Raw genomic sequence first — 21,013 nt, 5'->3', positions numbered from 1 at the left:
CTGTAGGCCGGATAAGACGCGTCGCGTCGCCATCCGGCACGGTTAGAAAAATTAGTGAAAGCTGTGTTCTTCGCCCGGATAAACGCCGGACTCCACTTCAGCCATATACTGCCGTACGGCGGCGCGCATGTCGCCAGCTTCGGCAAGGAAATTTTTCGCAAATTTCGGGATGTGGCCGCCGGTGATGCCAAACGCATCGTGCATCACCAGGATCTGACCGTCGGTGACGTTGCCCGCGCCGATGCCGATCACCGGAATCGACAGTGCTTCGGTCACGCGTTTTGCCAGCTCAACCGGCACGCACTCCAGCACCAGCAGCTGTGCGCCAGCGGCTTCTAAGGCCAGCGCGTCATCCAGCAGCACTTGTCCGGCGTCGCCGCGGCCCTGTACCTTGTAGCCGCCAAAAATATTGACCGACTGCGGCGTCAGCCCCAGATGACCGCAAACCGGCACCGCGCGTTCGGTGAGCATTTTCACGGTATCAACCAGCCATGCGCCGCCTTCGATTTTGACCATGTTGGCACCGGCACGCATCACCGTGGCAGAGTGCTCAAACGCCAGTTCCGGCGTAGCGTAGGCCATAAACGGCAGATCGGACAGCAGCAGGCAGTTGGGCGCGCCGCGGCGTACCGCGCGGGTGTGGTAGGCGATATCTTCAATGGTCACCGGCAGGGTGGAGTCGTGCCCCTGCACGGTCATGCCCAGCGAGTCGCCGACTAGCATCACGTTGATGCCAACGTCTGCGAACAGTTTGGCAAAGCTATAGTCGTAGGCGGTAATCGTCGCGAAGCGCTTTTTCTCTTGTTTGCATTTCTGCAGCACAGCGATAGTAGTGGGTTTGCTCATAACCTCTCCGGCCATAATATTGATGAATAGAATGGCCGCATTGTAGGGGAAGAGAGGGGGAGACGTTAGCTTTTTGTAGGGAAATCCCGGCAGTTTGCCTGCCGGGGAAGAAAGAGGTTATGGGTAGCTGATGGTGAAAACGCTAGTGGCTTTAAACTCCCCAGAAGTAATCGTGCTGTTACCGTCGCGTTTTAATAATGCCTGGAAGTGGAGGGTTTGTGAGGTGGTACTTCCAGAACCGCCATCACCATAAATCCCATTGGAGCCAGCCTCTTCATCTTCATAATCTTTATAAATTGAGTTGCTGTCATTGGGGATTAATACCATTTGTGGGCTTACCGCGTTAGCCAGGCCGCTGATCTCTACACCAACGCCCTGAGCGGCATTACTGGCAATGGTATTCCCTAACAGAGAAGTATCCACCCCGGTAACTGAGCTAGCCATTTTGACTTCAATATTATGAATACGAATACAGTTTTGCAGCTCAATAGCAAACTGGACTGGGGTAGCGCCATTTATAATGCTATTTGGGCTGTATGAGCCCAGTTTTACGGTGGAACCGCTAACGGTTGAACCGCTCAGTACCGGCGTCGTCATACAGGTAGGCAGCGTTACGTTGACCCCCACCAGGTTGGTGATTATTTTATCATTATAACTACTAATGCCACTGCCTGGGTTTTCATTTTTAACCCGAAAAACATAATCTTCAGTCGTTAATAGCGTGATGGATTCACCACCAGCAGGGTCGAAAGTAGCATCGGTGAAGAACTCAATTTGTCCCATCAGACTTAATGCGCCTTGGGTATCAACATATTCTGGGGTTTTACCGGTAGAACTATTGTTACACCAGCCGTAATCATCGGTCAGGGTAACATTAAGCGAATTTTGTTCGCCGAGATAAAACTCAGTAATATTTGAGGATACGTGAAATCCATGGAGCTCAGTGACGTGAAACGTATAATACAACCCAGTGAGATTGGTTTTAAATAGTTTATGTCCGCCATAACTATAACCAGAATCCACTATGCCAGATGTAATCGTAAGGGGGCCTCCTGAGCCTTTTGAACTCCGCGTACAGTAAAGCAACCCAACCGTTGCGCCGCGCCAGTAAGCGCCACCTAAATCAAGTTTAATATTGGCAGGGGCCAGCGTTGATGTTCTGGAAAAGACCAGCGTATTGCCGGTGCTGTAGGTGTACGTTTGCGAACCATCCCTGTCAGGGCCGCGTTTCCCGGAACCATCAACATTACCACCGTAAACGAACGTATTTTGCGCTATTGCGCAGTTTTGTGTAAACAGCAGTAAAAAAAACAGGTAAAGAATCTTCTTCATATTATTATCATCCATGATATGTTACTGTTTATGCTCGGTTATGGTATATCGCATAACATATTTATTCATAGGTTACTCCCACAAGCACGCTGGCGGATACGGCTCCGCTGGTGATTGACTGGCCGGGTACAATTTTTTGCATCCTGGCATAAAACGGGTAACGGGTATTTTCATATTCTGTTGCGCTAACATCATAAATGCTGCGCGGCGTGCCATCAGTATTCAGAACATTAAAAATATTCTGGGCGTCATATGTTGACAATATTATGACGCCTACGTTTTGTGGGCCGCTGGCGGTCTCATTAGCAAATATTTGATTAGAGTAACGGGAGAAATTTCCCGATAACGGTGTAAAGTGAAAAGTAATTTTACTCGGGGTAGTGCTACCAACCATATAACATGACTTTAGTGTGATATAAAAAGCGCGGCCACCACTTTGCATATCATCGGGCGTGCCCTGGTTGACAAAATAGCTGCCATCTACCGTACCTAAATCAATGGACCCATTATTCTCAAGTGTGATTTCGCAGCTGCTATTAAGAATATTAGCCTTAATTTCGACGTTTTCGTTTGCAACACTATTTGTCGATACGCCAAGCGCGCCAGCGATCAGAAAAGGGAGGTATCGTGTCATTGGCATATTACTCATATTGAACCGTGAAAACGGCCTGGGTCGCAAATGAACCGGGCTGTAGGTCGTTGGTCGTTTTGCCCGTCTCAGGCACGATGCGCGTGCTGAGCGGCCAGACGACGGTGTTTTGATCTTTCGCACCGCTGACATCGACGATATTTTGTGGGGCTGCTTTACACGTAAGTTGCTTGCTCCCGGTACTCTGCGGTGTTTCCGTGGTCCATACCTCTGCGGATACGCCCGATGCCGCCCCTGCGCCGCTTAAAGCATTTTTATAACTATTACCGCTACCACCAACGCCATCGCAACCTGTGGTGCTGGTCATGATGACTATCGCCTGCTCTTTCGCCAGGCCGGTACAGTCACTAAATACCAGCGAGAAGGGAACCGCTTTGGATTTATTAATGACCTCAGGAATATAAACATCACCAATATTAATCGTTGAGCCTGGCGAGTGGTTATTGTCATAAAGCTGCATGGTGCAGGTTCCTGGCGCCACAGTTGTCTTTACGGTGAGCTCTAGTGAATTACTGCCCGCCATGCTCATTTCGATAAATGCGATAAATAATAGCGGCAAACATGAAAAGCGCAGGTTAAACATTGTGTTCGCCCTCATCATTGATAGGTAAATACAAAGGTGGCTTTGGCGGAAAACTCTCCAGGAAGCGGACCTGCGCTGCTGTTCGAGCGGCGGATCATGGCGCTGAGATCATAGCCGTTCTTAACCTGATCGTTAGTCCAGGTGACTTTTTGCGAGCCATCGACCTTTACGCGGCTTCCATCATCGCTGCCCATCGGTTTAAATCCCAGAGCAATATTCTCGGCGGCATTTGCTACCCCTGTGTCACCGTCAATTAAATAACTGCTTACGCTAGTGGTCCCAGTGATGGTCATTGTTAGCGAACTAATATTGTTATTACACTCTGTTGGCAAAAGCCGAAAATTGCCCTCCGAGAGACTGGTGCGGTTGCTGATATCCAGTACCCCCATTTCCGGGAGGGTCAGGATATAAGCGGCGTTGCCACTGCTGGTTAGTGTTGTACTTCCTACGGCGGTTATCGTTATCACGCAAGTCGTTTCTTCAATGGTGGCGGTGTAATCAACGCTCAACTGCTGTTCCCGAACAGCGGTGTGCCCACTCCCTAAGAACAATATTCCCGCAAGCGGAAAGAGCTTATACAAATGCAGTTTCATCATCTTTCCTTGAGATTTATTCCATTGAGCACATCACGGCATTGAGGACCAGTGGCTTCCCTTTTTCCGGCATAGTTTGAGGCAGTTGGTAGCGAACCCGACAGGCGCGCGATTGATTTTTCTCTATCCAATTCACCGTGAGTTCCCCCTGCTCATCAATACCACGCACAAAAGCGACGCCACCTTGCCCTACTGCGCCGATGACCGTTCCTTTTGATGTAACCAATTCTGCGGCAAAAGGCACGGGTAACCCGTCGCTGCGTATCAGATTCAGGATGGCAGAACGCCCCTGATCGGTCTCAAATTTACTGAACAAAACGGCCCCTTGCCTTGGCACCAGCGTTGTACTTGTGCTCTTTAGCTCAACATCGTTTTCCAGATTGCTAATGCCGAGAGAAATCGTGTTTTCACGGTAAGGAGAAAGGGAATTACTCACGCCATAACCAAAACGGTCAATGGTACTGTTGCCATAGTTAAGGTTGGCACCTTCCGCACCCGGAGCGTTAACGACAACCAGCGTGTCATTGGAGGTAAAGCTATCACTGGTAAAGGTTAACCCACCGCGGTGCAAGACAAAGCCGCCATCGGTGCTTAATGAATACTGACGAGAACTATTGTTACTGGCATAGGCAGAACCAGAGAGTGTGCCCCAGGGGGATTCGTAACCCACAAAGGTGTTGACCGTGGCGATATCCTGGCTCTCTTTCGCCAGGTTGTATCCGGTGCCTACGCTGTAGTTCCATTTATTATCCGCACTGTTGCCATTAGCGCTGACGTTATATTGGCTCGTGCCATCAAAATCATTACTCATACTGGTATTGAGCGTGCGGAATCCACCTGCGTCGGGTTCAGTGCCGAATAATCTATCCAACGGAATCGACAGGCTGACATAGACTGAATCGTCTTCATCGCCATCTTCGTTGTAGCTGCGTTGCAGACTGACGCTGTAGCTGCCCCAGTTGAATGAATTACTATAACCAAAAGAGAAGCTGCTCTGTGTGTTATTGGAAACCCAGTAGTCGCTCCATGTACCCGTTAAATATAATGAACCATAATTTGTGTCACCGTTCTGCAAACTTTGGTTGAGGCTGACGTTGAACTGATTTTTCAGGCGTCTGTCACTCAACATGCTGTGGTAATCACCATTCGTCGGATTATTCGCGTTATCAATCAGCAATAGCGCATCATTCAGGCTAAGGTAGTTTTTGGTTGAATAGCGATATGCCGCAATATTGAGCGATGTATTTGTGGGTGCGAAAAATTTATTCCATGCAACACGGTAACTCTGCCCCTCGTAACTTTTATCGTCGGGAATGTCGGCATGTGATTGCGTAATATCGATAGAAACCGCCCCGAGAACAGTATTCATACCGGCACCTAGCAATCCAGCGTAGAAGCCATTGTCCGTGGCCTGAAAGCCGGTATAACCTGTAAAGGTATTGTTCAGCCCATAATAAAATGTCCCCTGGGCGAGGCCGGGTTTATCGACTAACTCATCCTGATTGACCTGTCCAATATTGATATCCCAACTGCCTACACCGGGATGCATCATCTGCACTAGCGATGAAAATGGTTGGCTGAAGGTGTGTTTTGAACCGTCGGCTTCTTCGACGGTGACGTCCAGGTCGGCACCATAGCCCGAAGGCGTCAGGTTGTTAATTTCAAATGGCCCAGGAGGGACGGTTGCTTCGTATATCTTGTAGCCATTTTGGGTGATCGTGACTTTAGCGTTACTTTTCGCAACACCACGTACAACGGGCGCATAGCTGGCTAATGCGCTAGGCAACATGCGTGATTCACTGTACAGGCGAGCGCCCCGAAAACGAACGGAGTCAAATGCATCCCCTGACGTGCTTGTTTCGCCTAAGACAATCTGTGAGCGAAGCGAGGTAATATCATGTTGTACATAGCGATTCTGGAAATCAAAGGATCTATTACCTTTATTGTCCCACGAGTAGTTGCCCTGCGAACGGAAATGCCACCCGCCAAGATTAATTCCGCCATTTAAACCCACGTAGAAGCTGTCGTTGTTTATGCCGTTGTTCTCGTTACGCCAGGCATTGAGATTATATGAGAGCATGGCGGCATTGATACCGTCATCCCACAGAGAAGGGTCAACATAATTGGTATACCCTGCCATAACGAACGCTTGCGGTACGGTGATATCCAGGCGTTGTTCACTCATATCGTAACGCACAGATGAGAAGGGAATCAGGGTGGAGAGATTAAGACAGTCTTCCCCATCCCCTGTGCTTTTACGCAAAACGGCTTCATTGTTATCTTTACGTTCGGGTTGACGAATATGAAGCTGTAATAACATGGTCGGCGTTAAACAAGCCTGGGCGCTTTGGCCTTTACCCATATCGATAAATTCAATTTTTTTACTGCTGTTGGATTTATCATTGACAAAAATACTGACGTCATAAGTGCCAGGTAGAGCAGCGTTGCCTTGTGTATAACGACTTAAATCGATGCTATTTGCCTGGCGCCCCATTAGAAAGCTTTGGTCAAATTCAACCTTCTCCCCATCTGCCAGGACTGTATGACTGCACGCGAGTGTTGTACAGCACGCAACAAATTGAGCAAGGTATTTAAACTTAATATGACTCGGTGCATACGACATAACAATTCCACAGTGAAACATTAAAATTGAAAATATTAAAGATTGGCCTTGCCCTTTATTCCACCGCCAAAATCGCTAATTGCATGATATTCCAGAGTGGCGCCTGTCGGTTTGCTGTTTAACCCTTTTACCAATAAATCCATTTCACTCTTCGGTTCTGACATTGATGGCTGTACTTCATATTTTTTGCCGCCAGAGATAATATTGATAGAGTTAAATGAGACAAAATAAGGGGTAGGGTTACTCATGTGAATAACCAGGTGCCCGTCTTTTTGCTGTGCGCGCCATGTTAATTTGCTGGGGGCTTCAGCCGCAGAGCCTTCCAGCCCGTCCGGACGGTAAAAAAGTTTAATTCTGGTACGAAATGCTAGCTGTAGCAGGTTTTTCCCTTTGGCATCTTGCTCACTGACTTTTGGGGGGATTTCCAGAGCGTTAAACCAGTAAACCGTTTCTCGGTCTTTAGCGAGAGCTTTGTTGCCGGTGTAGGTGATCTTTGCCGTTTGTCCACGCTTTGCTTCAATACGCGAAACGGGAGGAACAACGGTAAAGGGGACATTTAGCGTGCTAGGGTCGGCGTTATCATCGCCAGTATCCAGCCAGGCTTGTACTAACAGCGGCCTTTCGCCTTTATTTTCCATGCGAATGACGGCTTCTTTTTGTGCTTCTTTATATACAATACGCGTACCCGAAAGCACGATATCAGCAGCCGCGTATTGGCTACCTAACATGCCTATCGCGCTGATTAACCCGAGTGTAAAAGCGTGTGCTTTAATCATTATTGTTCCTCCGTGAACGGAATAGATATTAAAGGAAATAGCATCTACTATTTCCTTTCGTTGACGCTTTATAACAAGTAAATATTACGGATAAGTAATAGTGTAAGCGGCGTTGCTTTTTACAAAGCCAGCAACAACCGGTACCAGTGTCTTGTTTTGTGTCACATAGGAAGCAGCAAAGTCCCAGCTTGCTACACCGCTAGTATTAAAAGTAGCGGTATATTCATCAGCAGGATCATTTACTTTTACCTGCTTGAAGGTACCATCAGCCTTAACATTATGGATTGCCAGATTTACACCGCTTGATGGGTTGTTAATGCTGGTATCGTTATTCAGGGTGCCGCGGCTGTTACTGTAGAACAGTGAACTCATCACCATGGTGGCGTTCGGCTTCGCTGTGAGATCCATTCCTGAGTTACTGCAATCGACAGTAATTGAGAACAGCTTCGGTTTTGCGCCGAGGGTTGCGAGGTTCACGTCGCCTGCAGTATTGACTTCAGCAACAGAGGCTGTTGATAACTGAATGTCTTTATCCTGCGCGCCTCCGTCAACGTGCATATCGCAAGTATTATCACTTACCAGACCCGCAAAGTTCAGTTGACCGCCATCCAATGCAAATGCAGATGTGGACACACTTGCGGACAAGATGACAGAAAGGGCCAGTAACTTCGTATTCATAAAATATCCTTATAAAAAATTAGTTGTGAGCTCATAATAAAATTATGAACTCGTGGGGATTTATACAGACATTATTTTCCATTGTAAAATCCGTTGAGTGAATTGTTTTTTATTAAAAATTCATCGTAAAGATGATATTTTATTTTTATATTGTTTTTTTTGGTTTTTGATGTAATCTGGAAACTTAGAGGTTTAACTAACTAAATTAGAATGGTATTATTTCCTTACTTTTCAATTGATTGGGGTTTTTTGTTTGTAAGTGGTTTTTTTAATTAAATAATATTTAATTTTAAATTAAATGAAATTTAATTTATTGATTGAATGATTAATTGTTTTAAGTTCATAGTTTAGTATAAATAATTTTACAGTTTTTAACGGCTATTTTAACAGCGAAATTACCAGAGGGCGGGACAGTGAGGATGGTAAGCAGCAAGATAGTTTTTTAACGGAGTATTGCCTGGGAAGAGCAATTCCGGGGCGATTTCAAACAGCGGCCACAGCATAAAGCCGCGGTTTTCCATATCGTAGTGCGGAACCGTCAGGCGCTCAGTGTTAATGACTTCATCGCCAAACAGCATAATGTCGAGATCCAGCGTTCGCGGCCCCCAGCGTTCAGCTTTACGCACACGGCCCTGCTGTAGCTCAATGCGCTGGGTATGGTTAAGCAATTCTTCGGGGGCGAGAGTGGTATCCAGCGCCACCGCGGCGTTCAGGTAATCGGGTTGATCCTGTGGGCCTAATGGCGGTGTGCGGTAAAACGAGGAAACGGCCACGATTCGGCTGTCAGGGATTTCACCGATCGCTTTCACGGCAGCATTAACCTGCTCCAAAGGGGAGGCGAGGTTGCTGCCAATGGCGATATAAACGACAGTCACGCACTTCCCTCGCGGCGCGGCGCGCGTTTGCGCGGACGTGAACGGCGGCGGCGTGGAGCAGGATCGTCGTCCAGCTCGTTGAGCATCCCTTTTTGTTCCGGCGGCGCGGAAGCCTGAAACTCGGCCCACCACTGCGCCAGACGTTGCAGCTCAGTATTATTTTCCACCTGAGCGCGCAGCTCCAGCAAATCAAACGCGGCGCGGAATTTGGGATGTTCCATCAGCTTCCAGGCGCGTTTGCCCTGGCGTCGCGACATCCGTAACTGAAGCTGCCAAATATCACGGGTAAGCGTGGTAAGGCGTTTCGGGATCGCCAGCGAACGGCAGGCTTCATCCAGCACGTCATTCATGGCCAGCGCGAAAGCGTCGTAATAGGCCAGACCGCTCTCCTGAGCGATTTTTTGCGCCATCTCCAGCAGCGGATACCAGAACATGGCGGCAAACAAAAATGCCGGATTAACGCGCATCTCGTTACGGATGCGGTTATCCGTATTCTTCAACACCTGCGCAATGATGCGTTCCATTGCGCTGTCGCCGTTTTCGGTGAAATAACGCGTAATAGTAGGAAACAACGGCTGGAAGAGGTGGTATTCCCGCAGTTGTTGATAGGTTTCAAAACCGTTCCCCGCCTGCAACAGCTTCAGCGACTCTTCGAACAGGCGCGCGGGAGGAATGTCGTTTAGCAAGGTTGCCAGACGCGGGATTGGCTCAGCCGTTTCAGGGCTGATACGCATATTGAGCTTCGCAGCGAAACGCACGGCGCGCAGCATTCGAACCGGATCTTCGCGGTAGCGCGTTTCCGGATTGCCGATCAGGCGAATCACGCCTTCTTGCAGATCCTGCATCCCGCCGACGTAATCGCGTACGGTAAAATCCGCTACGCTGTAGTAAAGGCTGTTAATGGTGAAATCGCGGCGCTGGGCATCTTCTTCGATAGAGCCGAAGATATTATCGCGCAGCAGCATACCGTTTTGCCCACGCTGAGAGGTCGTACGGTCGCTTTCACTGCCTTCATGATGACCACGAAACGTTGCCACTTCGATAATTTCCGGGCCAAACATCACGTGAGCCAGGCGGAAACGACGCCCCACCAGACGGCAATTGCGGAATAATTTCCGTACCTGATCCGGTGTTGCGTTGGTGGTCACGTCGAAATCCTTCGGCTTTTTGCCGAGCAGGAGATCGCGGACGCCGCCGCCGACCAGGTAGGCTTCATAGCCCGCTTTGTTCAGCCTGTACAGTACCTTGAGGGCATTTTCACTGATATCTTTGCGGGAGATAGCGTGCTGTTCACGCGGGATAATCGTCATATGTGGACGGGCGACGGCTTGTTCTGCCTCGCTCTCCTCGCGGCTTAACACCTTACGGCAAAAATTAGCGACTCGGGTAAAAATAGCGCACCTCGGTAGTGTCATACATTAATAAGATCAACTTACTCTATGTCTTTCGCATTACGGCAGACGGGCGTAAGAGAGCAACGCGACCTGGGCTGTAAGCATCATTAACGCCGCAGCAATGCGAAAGACGATGAGCAAAAATAGCGGCTAATCATAGCTCAGCGAGACGCATTTGAGAATGCCGGATTTACATTAGCCGATGTGGGTACGGCTGTAAGCCTCCAGTGCGCCACCGCAAAGCGCAGCAACTCCTCAACAGACATCTCCTGCCACGCTACGACGTCGCGTTGGCCTAAAAAGCGCAATGCCTGGATCAGTACCGGGCGCGGATCGCCTGTCGCAAGCGCAGGCGCATGATTTTGCTTGGAAAGTTTAGCGCCTTGTTCGTTGAGCGCCAGCGGAAGGTGCACGTAGCCTGGCGCACGCCAGCCAAACTGTTTATACAGCGAAAGTTGTCGGACAGTGGGTTCGATTAAATCTGCGCCGCGGACGATCTCCGTCACCCCCTGAAAATGATCGTCGACCACCACGGCCAGATTATAAGCAAACAGTCCGTCGCGGCGGTGGATAATAAAATCTTCGCTCGCCAGCTGTGGGTCAGCCTGGATGTCGCCGCGCAAGGCATCATGGAAACGCATCACCGGATGCTGCTGTTTAATTCTGACGGCGGCATTCTCCGGCCCGTGATATAACGTCCGGCAATAGCCGTCGTAAATACCGCCCAGACGTTGAATGCGCGAGCGGGGGCAAGTGCAGTAGTAGCTCAGCCCCTGCTCGTGAAGCCAGGCCAGCGCCTCGCGATAAGCCTCATGACGCTGTGATTGCCATAAGACCTCGCCATCCCAGTGCAGGCCGTAATGTTCCAGCTGGCGCAGAATGGTCGCTGCGGCACCGGGAACTTCACGTGGGGGGTCGATATCCTCTATGCGAACGCGCCAAATTCCGCGTTGCGCACGGGCTTGTAGATAGCTGCCGAGGGCGGCGATTAACGAGCCGAAATGCAGTTCGCCGGATGGCGACGGCGCGAAACGGCCAATATAGTGTGAGTCAGTCATGCTGCGGGCAATAAAGAATAAGGCGGGAAAACTCCCGCCTGTCATAAATAGGGTAGAAACGAACGGGATTAACCCGCCATCTGTTTTTCGCGAATTTCAGCCAGCGTTTTGCAGTCGATGCACAGATCGGCTGTTGGACGCGCTTCCAGGCGGCGGATACCAATCTCCACCCCGCAGGACTCGCAATAACCGAAGTCTTCATCTTCCACTTTCTTCAGCGTCTTCTCGATCTTTTTGATCAGTTTGCGCTCACGGTCACGATTACGTAACTCCAGGCTAAACTCCTCTTCCTGCGCGGCGCGATCGACCGGATCGGGGAAGTTGGCGGCTTCGTCCTGCATGTGCGTCACAGTGCGATCGACTTCATCCCGGAGTTGATTACGCCATGCTTCAAGAATACGCTTGAAGTGCGATAGCTGGGCTTCGTTCATATACTCTTCGCCCGGTTTCTCCTGGTACGGCTCCACCCCAGCGATGGCGAGAATACTCAGGGACGATGTTTTACGGTTTTGCCCTTCTTGCATGTTGCTTCTCCTTAACACGCACTATCGATCCCCATGTTCGGGGGAAAATCAGGTCGCTATAAATAGCAGATGCTTTTCCGGATAGCAATTATCTAAACGTAACACTTGACAACCCTGTGAGGAAAAGCGTATTTACGCACGCGGCCAGAATACTTAATAATCAGGCTGTTATTCCACTACAACGTTATGGGTACTGGTTCGTTCAGTTCCATTTTTTGGGCTGAAAGTTCTGCTTTATAAGCTAAAACTTCCACGCCTTTATTCTGAGCCTCGCTCAATAGCTGCGCGTATTTTATATCGATATGACGTGCGGGTGAAAAACGTGTAATGGCGGAGTGCAGCACCGCGAACACCACCACCGCGCGATGACCTGCCGCCGCAACGCCCATCAACTCCCGAAGATGTTTTTGCCCTCGTTCGGTGATGGCGTCGGGAAAATAACCGTTTTCTTTTTCCGCTAACGTGACCGATTTCACTTCAATATAGCAGTCCGGGCGGAAATCTGCCTGTAACATAAAATCTATACGGCTGCGCTCGGTGCCATATTTGACTTCACTTTTCAGAATATTGTACCCCGCCAGCGCCGGCAGGCGATTCTCCTGAATCGCTTCTTTCGTTAGCTGGTTCGCCCGCAGCGTATTCACGCAAATGAATGCGCCGGATTGCGTTTCAGTTAATTCCCAGGTATGCGGATATTTGCGTTTAGTATTTTCTGATGTCGAATACCAGACGGTATCGCCTGGCGTGGCGCAGCCGGTCATCGCGCCGGTATTAGGACAGTGCAGCGTAAGCGTCGTACCGTCAGGGGTGATCACATCGGCTAAAAAACGTTTATAGCGCTGAATCAACGTAGCGCGTTGTAAAGGGGGGGAGAATAGCATCGACATTCCTTCATTATTATTCGCCCAGCGTCCAGCGCTGCAGCTCGGCATAGCGGGTACGGCCTTGCCCATACGAAGAGGCGTAAAGCGCAAATGACGTAACCGGAAATGACCAGCAAAAGCCCGGCGGCGGGATAGCCACCGTATGGCTGGCGTCGCGCAGCAGCGTAATATGCGGGTGAAAAGGCTGCGGGCTTTGGTAACAACCGCTGCGGGCGGCCTGCGCGCGCAGCATATTAGCCAACTGCAACAACCCGCGCGGCGGATGGCGCATCCCCAGCCACACCACGCGTGAACGCAGCCACTGACCGGCGTCATCCAGATGTAGCGTAAAGCCCGGCTGGCGAATTCGTCCGGCCAGTTGCGCAAGCGCGCGCTGCTTATCGTTACTGACGTCGCCTAAAAAGGCCAGCGTCAGGTGCAGGTTCGCCGCTGCGACGGGGCGTCCGTCTTCAGACGCAAAATGAGCGGCGCGCCAGGCGATAATTTGCGTGCGCGCGTCGTCGGGTAAGTCAATCGCAAAAAATAGCCGTTTTGGCTCAGACATAGGGATACTCGGTTATGGATTAACACGATGCTACAATGCGGCGCAAAGAAAGTTAACCCCGTGGAGCCGTTTGTGACGTCATTGCCCGTTGCCGCCGTATTGCCTGAATTGTTGACAGCCCTAAAAACCGCGCCGCAGGTTTTGTTGTCCGCGCCTACCGGGGCGGGGAAATCCACCTGGCTGCCGTTGCAACTCCTGCAACAAGGTCCGGTTGCTGGAAAAATTCTCCTGCTTGAACCGCGTCGTCTGGCGGCGCGTAATGTCGCGCAGCGTCTGGCGGAAGCGTTGAATGAAAAGCCTGGCGAAACGGTAGGTTACCGGATGCGCGCGCAAAGCTGCGTGGGGCCGCGTACCCGGCTGGAAGTGGTGACAGAAGGCGTATTGACCAGAATGATTCAGCGCGATCCCGAATTACGCGGCGTGGGGCTGGTGATACTGGATGAATTTCATGAGCGCAGTTTACAGGCGGATTTAGCGTTGGCGCTGTTGCTGGATATCCAGCAAGGGCTCCGTGACGATCTCAGGCTGTTAATCATGTCTGCGACGCTGGATAACGACAAGCTCTGTCAGCGACTGCCTGATGCGCCGACGATCGTCTCGGAGGGGCGCGCGTTCCCGGTGGAGCGACGTTATCAGCCGTTCGCGGCGCATTTGCGTTTTGATGAAGCCGTCGCGATGGCGACAGCGGAACTGCTGCGCAATGAAAACGGTTCGCTGCTGCTATTTTTACCCGGCGTAGGCGAAATACAGCGCGTTCATGAACATCTGGCGTCGCGGGTAGGGAGCGATGTCCTGCTTTGTCCGCTGTATGGCGCATTGTCTCTGGAAGCGCAACGCAAAGCGATTGTTCCCGCCCCCGCCGGGATGCGTAAAGTGGTGTTGGCGACTAACATTGCCGAAACCAGTTTGACGATTGAAGGGATTCGTCTGGTCGTCGATAGCGCTCAGGAGCGCGTGGCGCGATTCGACGCGCGAACGGGACTGACGCGGCTGGTTACGCAGCGTATCAGTCAGGCGTCAATGACGCAGCGCGCGGGGCGCGCCGGAAGACTGGCGCCGGGAATCTGTTTACATCTGCTGGCCAAAGAACAGGCGGAGCGGGCGGCGGCGCAAAGCGATCCGGAAATCTTACACAGCGACCTCTCCGGTTTGTTGATGGAAGTGTTGCAGTGGGGATGTCACGATCCGGCATCGCTTTTCTGGCTGGACAGGCCGCCGGAGGTGAATCTTCAGGCCGCCCGCCGTTTATTATTGATGTTAGGCGCGCTGGAGGGCGAGCGGTTAAGCGCGCGCGGGCAGAAAATGGCGGCAACAGGTAACGATCCGCGCCTGGCGGCGATGTTAGTCAACGCCGGCGAGGGCGATAGTGCCGCCACCGCCGCCATGCTCGCGGCCATCCTTGAGGACCCGCCGCGCGGCGGTGGTACGGATTTAAGCGTGCTATTTTCGCGGCGACAGCCGGGCTGGCAGCAGCGTAGCCAGCAGCTTTTAAAACGGCTGCAGGTGCGTAATGGCGAGCCGGATAGCGCGCTTATTATGCCGCTGTTGGCCAGAGCGTTTAGCGACCGCATCGCGCGGCGTCGTGGTCAGGAAGGGCGCTATCAGTTAGCCAATGGTATGGGCGCGATGTTAGATGCGGATGACGCGTTGGGACGTCATGAATGGCTGATCGCGCCGCTGTTGCTGCAAGGTAGCGCCTCGCCGGACGCCCGAATATTGTTGGCGCAGCCGCTGGATATCGCCTCGCTGATTCAGGCGTGTCCTGATTTACTGCGCCAGTCTGACACGGTTGAATGGGACGAAGCGCAGGGAACGTTGAAAGCGTGGCGCAGAATGCGTATTGGACAGTTGACGGTTAGTGTTCAGCCACTGGCGAAACCGTCTGAAGAGGAGCTTCATCAGGCGATGCTGAACGGCATCCGCGATAAAGGTCTGGCCGTCCTTAACTGGACGCTGGAAGCGGAGCAGTTCCGTCTGCGTCTGCACTGTGCGGCGAAATGGCTGCCGGAATATGACTGGCCTGCCGTGGATGAGGCGTCGCTGCTGGCGACTCTGGAAAACTGGTTGCTGCCGCACATGACAGGCGTACAGTCGTTACGGAGTCTGAAATCTCTGAATGTGACTCAGGCGTTACGGGGACTGCTTGACTATGCCATGCTGCAACGTCTGGATAGTGAACTGCCTGGGCATTACACTGTGCCGACGGGAAGCCGAATAACGATTCGTTATCATGAAGATAACCCGCCCGCACTGGCGGTCAGAATGCAGGAAATGTTTGGCGAAGCGAAGACCCCAACCATCGCTCAGGGCCGCGTGCCGCTGGTGCTGGAACTGCTTTCGCCAGCGCAGCGACCGCTACAGATTACGCGCGATTTAAGCGCTTTCTGGCAGGGGGCGTATCGCGAAGTGCAAAAAGAGATGAAGGGCCGTTACCCCAAACATGTCTGGCCGGACGATCCGGCGAATACGGCCCCAACGCGGCGCACGAAGAAGTATTCGTAATGTAACTGTAGGCCGGATAAGGCGTTATGCCGCATCCGGCGAAAGAGCGGTAATAATTGAGAGATTTCTTCTTCTGTCGTCTGGCGGAAGAATAGAGAATCGGGCCTTTGCGCCTGTATGTTGCGGAGAAAAAGCATGGCGGGGAATGACCGCGAGCCGATTGGACGTAAGGGGAAACCGTCACGTCCTGTGAAACAAAAGGTGAGCCGTCGTCGGCAGCATGACGACGATTATGATGATGACTATGAGGATGAAGAACCGATGCCGCGTAAAGGTAAGGGCAAAGGGCGTAAGCCTCGTGGCAAGCGCGGCTGGCTGTGGCTATTGCTAAAACTGTTTATCGTTTTTGTGGTGCTGTTCGCCATTTACGGCGTCTATCTGGATCAAAAAATCCGCAGCCGTATCGATGGCAAGGTCTGGCAGCTTCCGGCGGCGGTATATGGCCGGATGGTGAACCTTGAGCCAGACATGCCTGTCAGCAAAAACGAGATGGTGAAATTGCTGGAAGCGACGCAGTATCGTCTGGTGACGAAGATGACCCGTCCCGGCGAATTTACCGTGCAGGCCAATAGCATTGAGATGATCCGTCGTCCGTTTGACTTCCCGGACAGCAAAGAAGGGCAGGTGCGCGCGCGGCTGACGTTCAGTGACGGGCGTCTGGAAACCATCGTCAATCTGGATAACAACCGCCAGTTTGGCTTCTTCCGTCTCGATCCGCGGCTTATCACCATGCTTTCTTCGCCAAATGGCGAGCAGCGTTTATTCGTCCCGCGCAGCGGTTTCCCGGATCTGCTGGTCGATACGCTGTTGGCGACGGAAGACCGTCATTTCTATGAGCATGATGGCATTAGTCTTTACTCTATCGGGCGTGCGGTGCTGGCCAACCTGACGGCGGGACGCACGGTGCAGGGGGCCAGTACGCTAACCCAGCAGCTGGTGAAGAACCTGTTCCTCTCCAGCGAAAGATCATACTGGCGTAAAGCGAATGAAGCCTACATGGCGCTGATCATGGATGCCCGTTACAGTAAAGATCGTATTCTTGAGCTGTACATGAACGAGGTCTACCTCGGTCAAAGCGGGGACAATGAAATTCGCGGTTTTCCTCTGGCGAGCCTGTATTACTTTGGTCGTCCGGTAGAGGAACTGAGCCTCGATCAGCAGGCGTTACTGGTGGGGATGGTAAAAGGGGCGTCGATTTATAACCCGTGGCGCAACCCGAAACTGGCGCTGGAGCGTCGTAACCTGGTGTTACGCCTGTTACAGCAGCAGAAAATCATCGATCAGGAACTCTATGACATGCTGAGCGCACGTCCGCTTGGCGTACAGCCGCGTGGCGGCGTTATTTCACCGCAGCCAGCGTTTATGCAGATGGTTCGTCAGGAACTGCAGGCGAAGCTGGGGGATAAAATTAAAGATCTCTCCGGCGTGAAGATCTTCACCACCTTTGACTCCGTGGCGCAGGATGCCGCAGAAAAAGCCGTTGTCGAAGGCATTCCGGCGTTGAAGAAGCAGCGTAAATTGAGCGATCTGGAAACTGCGATGGTGGTGGTGGATCGCTTTAGCGGCGAGGTGCGCGCGATGGTTGGCGGGGCGGAGCCGCAGTATGCCGGCTATAACCGTGCCATGCAGGCGCGCCGTTCCATCGGGTCGCTGGCTAAACCGGCGACCTATCTGACCGCGTTAAGTCAGCCGAACTTATATCGTCTGAACACCTGGATTGCCGATGCGCCGATTTCTCTGCGCCAGCCGAATGGTCAGGTCTGGTCGCCGCAGAACGACGATCGTCGCTACAGCGAAAGCGGGAAAGTGATGCTGGTGGATGCGTTAACTCGCTCAATGAACGTACCGACGGTCAATCTGGGGATGGCGTTAGGTCTACCGGCGGTAACCGATACCTGGACGAAGCTCGGCGTGCCGAAAGATCAGCTCAATCCGGTTCCGGCGATGCTGTTAGGGGCGCTGAACCTGACGCCGATCGAAGTGGCGCAGGCGTTCCAGACTATCGCCAGCGGCGGAAATCGCGCGCCGTTATCAGCGCTGCGTTCGGTTATTGCGGAAGATGGTAAAGTGCTGTACCAAAGTTATCCGCAAGCTGAACGCGCTGTACCGGCACAGGCGGCTTACCTGACGCTCTGGACAATGCAGCAGGTCGTCCAGCGTGGTACGGGGCGTCAGCTTGGCGCGAAATATCCGGGTCTGCATCTGGCGGGTAAAACCGGGACGACAAACAACAATGTCGATACCTGGTTTGCCGGTATCGACGGCAGCCAGGTGACTATCACCTGGGTAGGCCGTGATAACAACCAGCCGACGAAATTGTACGGCGCCAGCGGCGCGATGGCGATTTACCAGCGCTATCTGGCGAACCAGACGCCGACGCCTTTAGTTCTGACGCCGCCGGAAGATGTGGTGGATATGGGCGTTGATTACGACGGTAATTTTGTCTGTAGCGGCGGTATGCGCACTCTGCCGGTCTGGACGGACGATCCAAATACGCTGTGCCAGCAGGGCGAGATGATGCAGCAGCAACAGCAGCCGTCAGGCAATCCGTTCGATCAGTCGTCTCAGCCGCAGCAGCCTGCGCAGCAACAGCCGCCGAAAGAAGAGAAGAGCGACGGCGTTGCCGGCTGGATTAAGGAGATGTTCGGCGGCAATTAATCACGGTAATAGTGCCGGGTGGCGCTGTGCTTACCCGGTCTACACCGTTACGACTCTATTACGCGCGACGTAGGCCGAATAAGACGCTTACGTCGCCATCCGGCAAATCCCCTATAAATAACATTTCAGTCTAATTTATTAACCCTTCCTTTTCATCTGGTTATTTCTTAACCCCTTAGTTTTCGTAGGGCCGCGTATCGCTTGCCATTGCGACGATATTTCGCCTATCATGCTGCGGTTATAATAATAATTATCGTTTACGTTATCATTCACTTTCATCAGAGATATACCAATGGCGCGTCTTAAAACTGCTCAGCCAAACTCCTCACTGCGTAAAATCGCAGTTGTAGTAGCCACAGCGGTTAGCGGCATGTCTGTCTATGCACAGGCGGCGGTTCAACCGAAAGAAGAAACCATTACCGTAACCGCAGCGCCTGCCGCGCAGGAAAGTGCCTGGGGACCGGCTCCGACCATCGCCGCGAAGCGTTCCGCCACTACCACCAAAACTGATACACCTATCGAAAAAACGCCACAGTCGGTTTCGGTGGTCACTAACGAAGAGATGCAGATGCATCAATTCCAGTCAGTAAAAGAAGCGTTGGGTTACACGCCGGGCGTAACGGTAAGCAGTCGCGGCGCTTCCAATACCTATGACTTCGTGATTATCCGTGGCTTCTCTTCCGTCGGCCTGAGCCAGAACAACTATCTGGATGGCCTGAAATTGCAGGGGAACTTCTACAACGATGCGGTTATTGATCCCTACATGCTTGAGCGTGTTGAGTTGATGCGTGGCCCAACGTCCGTTCTCTACGGTAAGAGCAACCCGGGCGGTATCATTTCGATGGTTAGCAAGCGGCCGACTACTGAGCCGCTGAAAGAAATTCAATTCAAAATGGGGACGGACAATTTGTTCCAGACCGGTTTTGATTTTAGTGATTCCCTGGATGACAACGGTGAGTTCTCATATCGTCTGACGGGACTGGCGCGTTCGACAAACGAACAGCAAAAGAGCTCTGAGTCGCAGCGCTATGCGATTGCGCCCTCTTTTACCTGGCGTCCGGATGAGAAAACGAATTTTACGTTCCTTTCTTATTTCCAGAACGAACCAGAGACCGGCTACTACGGCTGGCTGCCGAAAGAGGGAACGGTTGAACCGTTACCGAATGGTAAACGCTTGCCAACGGATTTCAACGAAGGGGCGTCAAACAACACCTATTCTCGTAACGAGAAAATGGTGGGATACAGTTTCGAGCATGGCTTCAACGACACTTTTACCGTGCGCCAGAATTTACGTTTTGTCGAAATGAAAACCGCGCAAAAAAGCGTCTATGGCACGGGGATTGCGGCGGACGGCCATACGCTTAACCGCGGTACTATCGTTGACAACGAGCGTTTACAGAATTTCAGCGTAGATACACAACTGGAAAGTAAATTCGCGACCGGCGATATTGATCATACGTTGCTGACGGGGGTCGATTTCATGCGTATGCGTAATGATATTAACGCGACGTTTGGTAGCGCGCCGTCAATCGATCTCTATAACAATTACCATCCTGAATACTTTGCTTTCGGCGGCGCCGAGCCGTACCAGATGAACGAAAGTAAACAAACAGGCCTTTATGTTCAGGATCAGGCGGAATGGAATAAGTGGGTATTTACTCTCGGCGGCCGTTATGACTGGTCTAAACAAGCGACAACGGTGCGTCAGAATTCCACTACGCCGACAGAAGGATATATTGAACGTAATGACCACCAGTTCACCTGGCGCGGTGGCGTAAACTACGTATTCGATAATGGAATTTCACCTTACTTCAGCTATAGCCAATCTTTCGAGCCAAGCGCCTTCGATTTGTGGAGCACCCCACGCGTTTCTTACAAGCCGTCAAAAGGCGAGCAATATGAAGCAGGGGTGAAATATGTACCGAAAGACATGCCGGTTGTTGTTACGGGTGCCGTTTATCAGCTGACCAAAACCAATAACCTGACCGCCGATCCAACCAACCCATTAGCGCAGGTGCCGGCAGGCGAAATTCGTGCGCGAGGTGTAGAGCTGGAAGCCAAAGCAGCATTGACGGCTAACATCAATATGACGGCGTCTTACACTTATACTGATGCTGAATACACGAAAGACACTAATCTGAAAGGGAATACGCCAGAGCAGGTGCCTGAACACATGGCGTCGTTGTGGGGCGATTACACCTTCAACGACGGTCCGTTGTCAGGTTTAACGCTGGGAACAGGCGGTCGTTTTATTGGTTCCAGTTACGGCGATCCGGCCAATAGCTTCAAGGTAGGCAGCGCAGCAGTGATGGATGCGGTCGTCAAGTACGATCTGGCGCGTTTTGGTATGGCGGGCTCCAGCATTGCGGTTAACGTTAATAATCTGCTCGACCGCGAATACGTCGCCAGCTGCTTCCAGACCTACGGCTGTTTCTGGGGCGCAGAACGTCAGGTCGTTGCAACGGCAACCTTCCGTTTCTAATTTCTTTTTGGG

At 51.8% G+C, this 21,013-nt stretch carries 17 protein-coding genes; 3 read left to right on the top strand and 14 right to left on the bottom strand.

The genetic code is table 11. The annotated features are described in order from the left end of the window. Positions 1-51: 51 nt before the first annotated feature. The 14 genes from panB to thpR form a co-directional block, all read right to left on the bottom strand. Positions 52-846, bottom strand: a complete 795-nt coding sequence (gene panB / locus ACLD3P_RS11770) for a 3-methyl-2-oxobutanoate hydroxymethyltransferase (protein ID WP_411006443.1) — start codon at positions 844-846, stop codon at positions 52-54. A 117-nt stretch (positions 847-963) separates the two neighbouring features. After that, positions 964-2,193 (bottom strand): fimbrial protein, encoded by a 1,230-nt coding sequence (locus tag ACLD3P_RS11765; protein ID WP_134945020.1) that lies wholly within the window; start codon positions 2,191-2,193, stop codon positions 964-966. A gap of 46 nt (positions 2,194-2,239) precedes the next feature. Further along, positions 2,240-2,827, bottom strand: coding sequence for a fimbrial-like protein (locus ACLD3P_RS11760; RefSeq protein WP_223228848.1), 588 nt, complete (start codon positions 2,825-2,827; stop codon positions 2,240-2,242). After that, on the bottom strand, positions 2,820-3,410 hold the full coding sequence (locus ACLD3P_RS11755) for a fimbrial protein (protein ID WP_183058095.1): 591 nt from the start codon (positions 3,408-3,410) through the stop codon (positions 2,820-2,822). Before ACLD3P_RS11755 ends, ACLD3P_RS11760 begins: the two co-directional genes overlap by 8 nt. Positions 3,411-3,424: 14 nt before the next feature. Beyond that, positions 3,425-4,006 (bottom strand): fimbrial protein, encoded by a 582-nt coding sequence (locus ACLD3P_RS11750; RefSeq protein WP_078057564.1) that lies wholly within the window; start codon positions 4,004-4,006, stop codon positions 3,425-3,427. A 13-nt stretch (positions 4,007-4,019) separates the two neighbouring features. Next, positions 4,020-6,626 (bottom strand): outer membrane usher protein, encoded by a 2,607-nt coding sequence (locus ACLD3P_RS11745; protein WP_411006442.1) that lies wholly within the window; start codon positions 6,624-6,626, stop codon positions 4,020-4,022. 35 nt (positions 6,627-6,661) lie between these two features. Then, complete coding sequence (locus tag ACLD3P_RS11740) at positions 6,662-7,402, bottom strand: fimbrial chaperone (RefSeq protein ID WP_115286331.1); 741 nt, start codon at positions 7,400-7,402, stop codon at positions 6,662-6,664. Between the two features lie 84 nt (positions 7,403-7,486). Next, entirely contained in the window at positions 7,487-8,080 is a 594-nt protein-coding gene (locus tag ACLD3P_RS11735; protein WP_115286330.1) for a fimbrial protein, read from the bottom strand. Positions 8,081-8,475: 395 nt separating this feature from the next. After that, positions 8,476-8,955, bottom strand: a complete 480-nt coding sequence (gene folK, locus ACLD3P_RS11730) for a 2-amino-4-hydroxy-6-hydroxymethyldihydropteridine diphosphokinase (RefSeq protein WP_253777115.1) — start codon at positions 8,953-8,955, stop codon at positions 8,476-8,478. Further along, the gene (gene pcnB, locus ACLD3P_RS11725; protein WP_205041962.1) at positions 8,952-10,349 is read right to left on the bottom strand and encodes a polynucleotide adenylyltransferase PcnB; all 1,398 of its coding nucleotides are present in this window, start codon (positions 10,347-10,349) and stop codon (positions 8,952-8,954) included. The genes folK and pcnB overlap by 4 nt, the downstream gene beginning before the upstream one ends. A 161-nt stretch (positions 10,350-10,510) precedes the next feature. Further along, complete coding sequence (gene gluQRS, locus ACLD3P_RS11720) at positions 10,511-11,407, bottom strand: tRNA glutamyl-Q(34) synthetase GluQRS (protein ID WP_131046593.1); 897 nt, start codon at positions 11,405-11,407, stop codon at positions 10,511-10,513. A 68-nt stretch (positions 11,408-11,475) separates the two neighbouring features. Beyond that, a complete protein-coding gene (gene dksA, locus ACLD3P_RS11715) occupies positions 11,476-11,931 on the bottom strand; it encodes an RNA polymerase-binding protein DksA (RefSeq protein ID WP_001155232.1) in 456 nt (151 codons plus the stop codon). Between the two features lie 176 nt (positions 11,932-12,107). Beyond that, entirely contained in the window at positions 12,108-12,812 is a 705-nt protein-coding gene (gene sfsA / locus ACLD3P_RS11710) for a DNA/RNA nuclease SfsA (RefSeq protein ID WP_076934773.1), read from the bottom strand. A gap of 16 nt (positions 12,813-12,828) precedes the next feature. After that, a complete protein-coding gene (gene thpR / locus ACLD3P_RS11705; RefSeq protein ID WP_001294185.1) occupies positions 12,829-13,359 on the bottom strand; it encodes an RNA 2',3'-cyclic phosphodiesterase in 531 nt (176 codons plus the stop codon). Positions 13,360-13,431: 72 nt separating this feature from the next. Between thpR and hrpB the strand changes: the two genes are divergently transcribed. The 3 genes from hrpB to fhuA all read left to right on the top strand — a co-directional run bounded on the left by hrpB (position 13,432) and on the right by fhuA (position 21,001). Next, on the top strand, positions 13,432-15,861 hold the full coding sequence (hrpB, locus tag ACLD3P_RS11700) for an ATP-dependent helicase HrpB (RefSeq protein ID WP_172957616.1): 2,430 nt from the start codon (positions 13,432-13,434) through the stop codon (positions 15,859-15,861). Positions 15,862-15,996: 135 nt separating this feature from the next. Next, positions 15,997-18,519, top strand: coding sequence for a bifunctional glycosyl transferase/transpeptidase (gene mrcB / locus ACLD3P_RS11695; RefSeq protein WP_000918127.1), 2,523 nt, complete (start codon positions 15,997-15,999; stop codon positions 18,517-18,519). Between the two features lie 292 nt (positions 18,520-18,811). Continuing rightward, positions 18,812-21,001, top strand: a complete 2,190-nt coding sequence (gene fhuA / locus ACLD3P_RS11690; RefSeq protein ID WP_000113219.1) for a ferrichrome porin FhuA — start codon at positions 18,812-18,814, stop codon at positions 20,999-21,001. Positions 21,002-21,013: the final 12 nt, after the last annotated feature.

Source organism: Salmonella sp. 741265073_HBA, assembly GCF_046569105.1.
GTDB lineage: Bacteria > Pseudomonadota > Gammaproteobacteria > Enterobacterales > Enterobacteriaceae > Salmonella > Salmonella enterica.
Note: the sequence above shows the minus strand (reverse complement) of the source record. Positions and strands in the feature narration are given on the sequence as shown.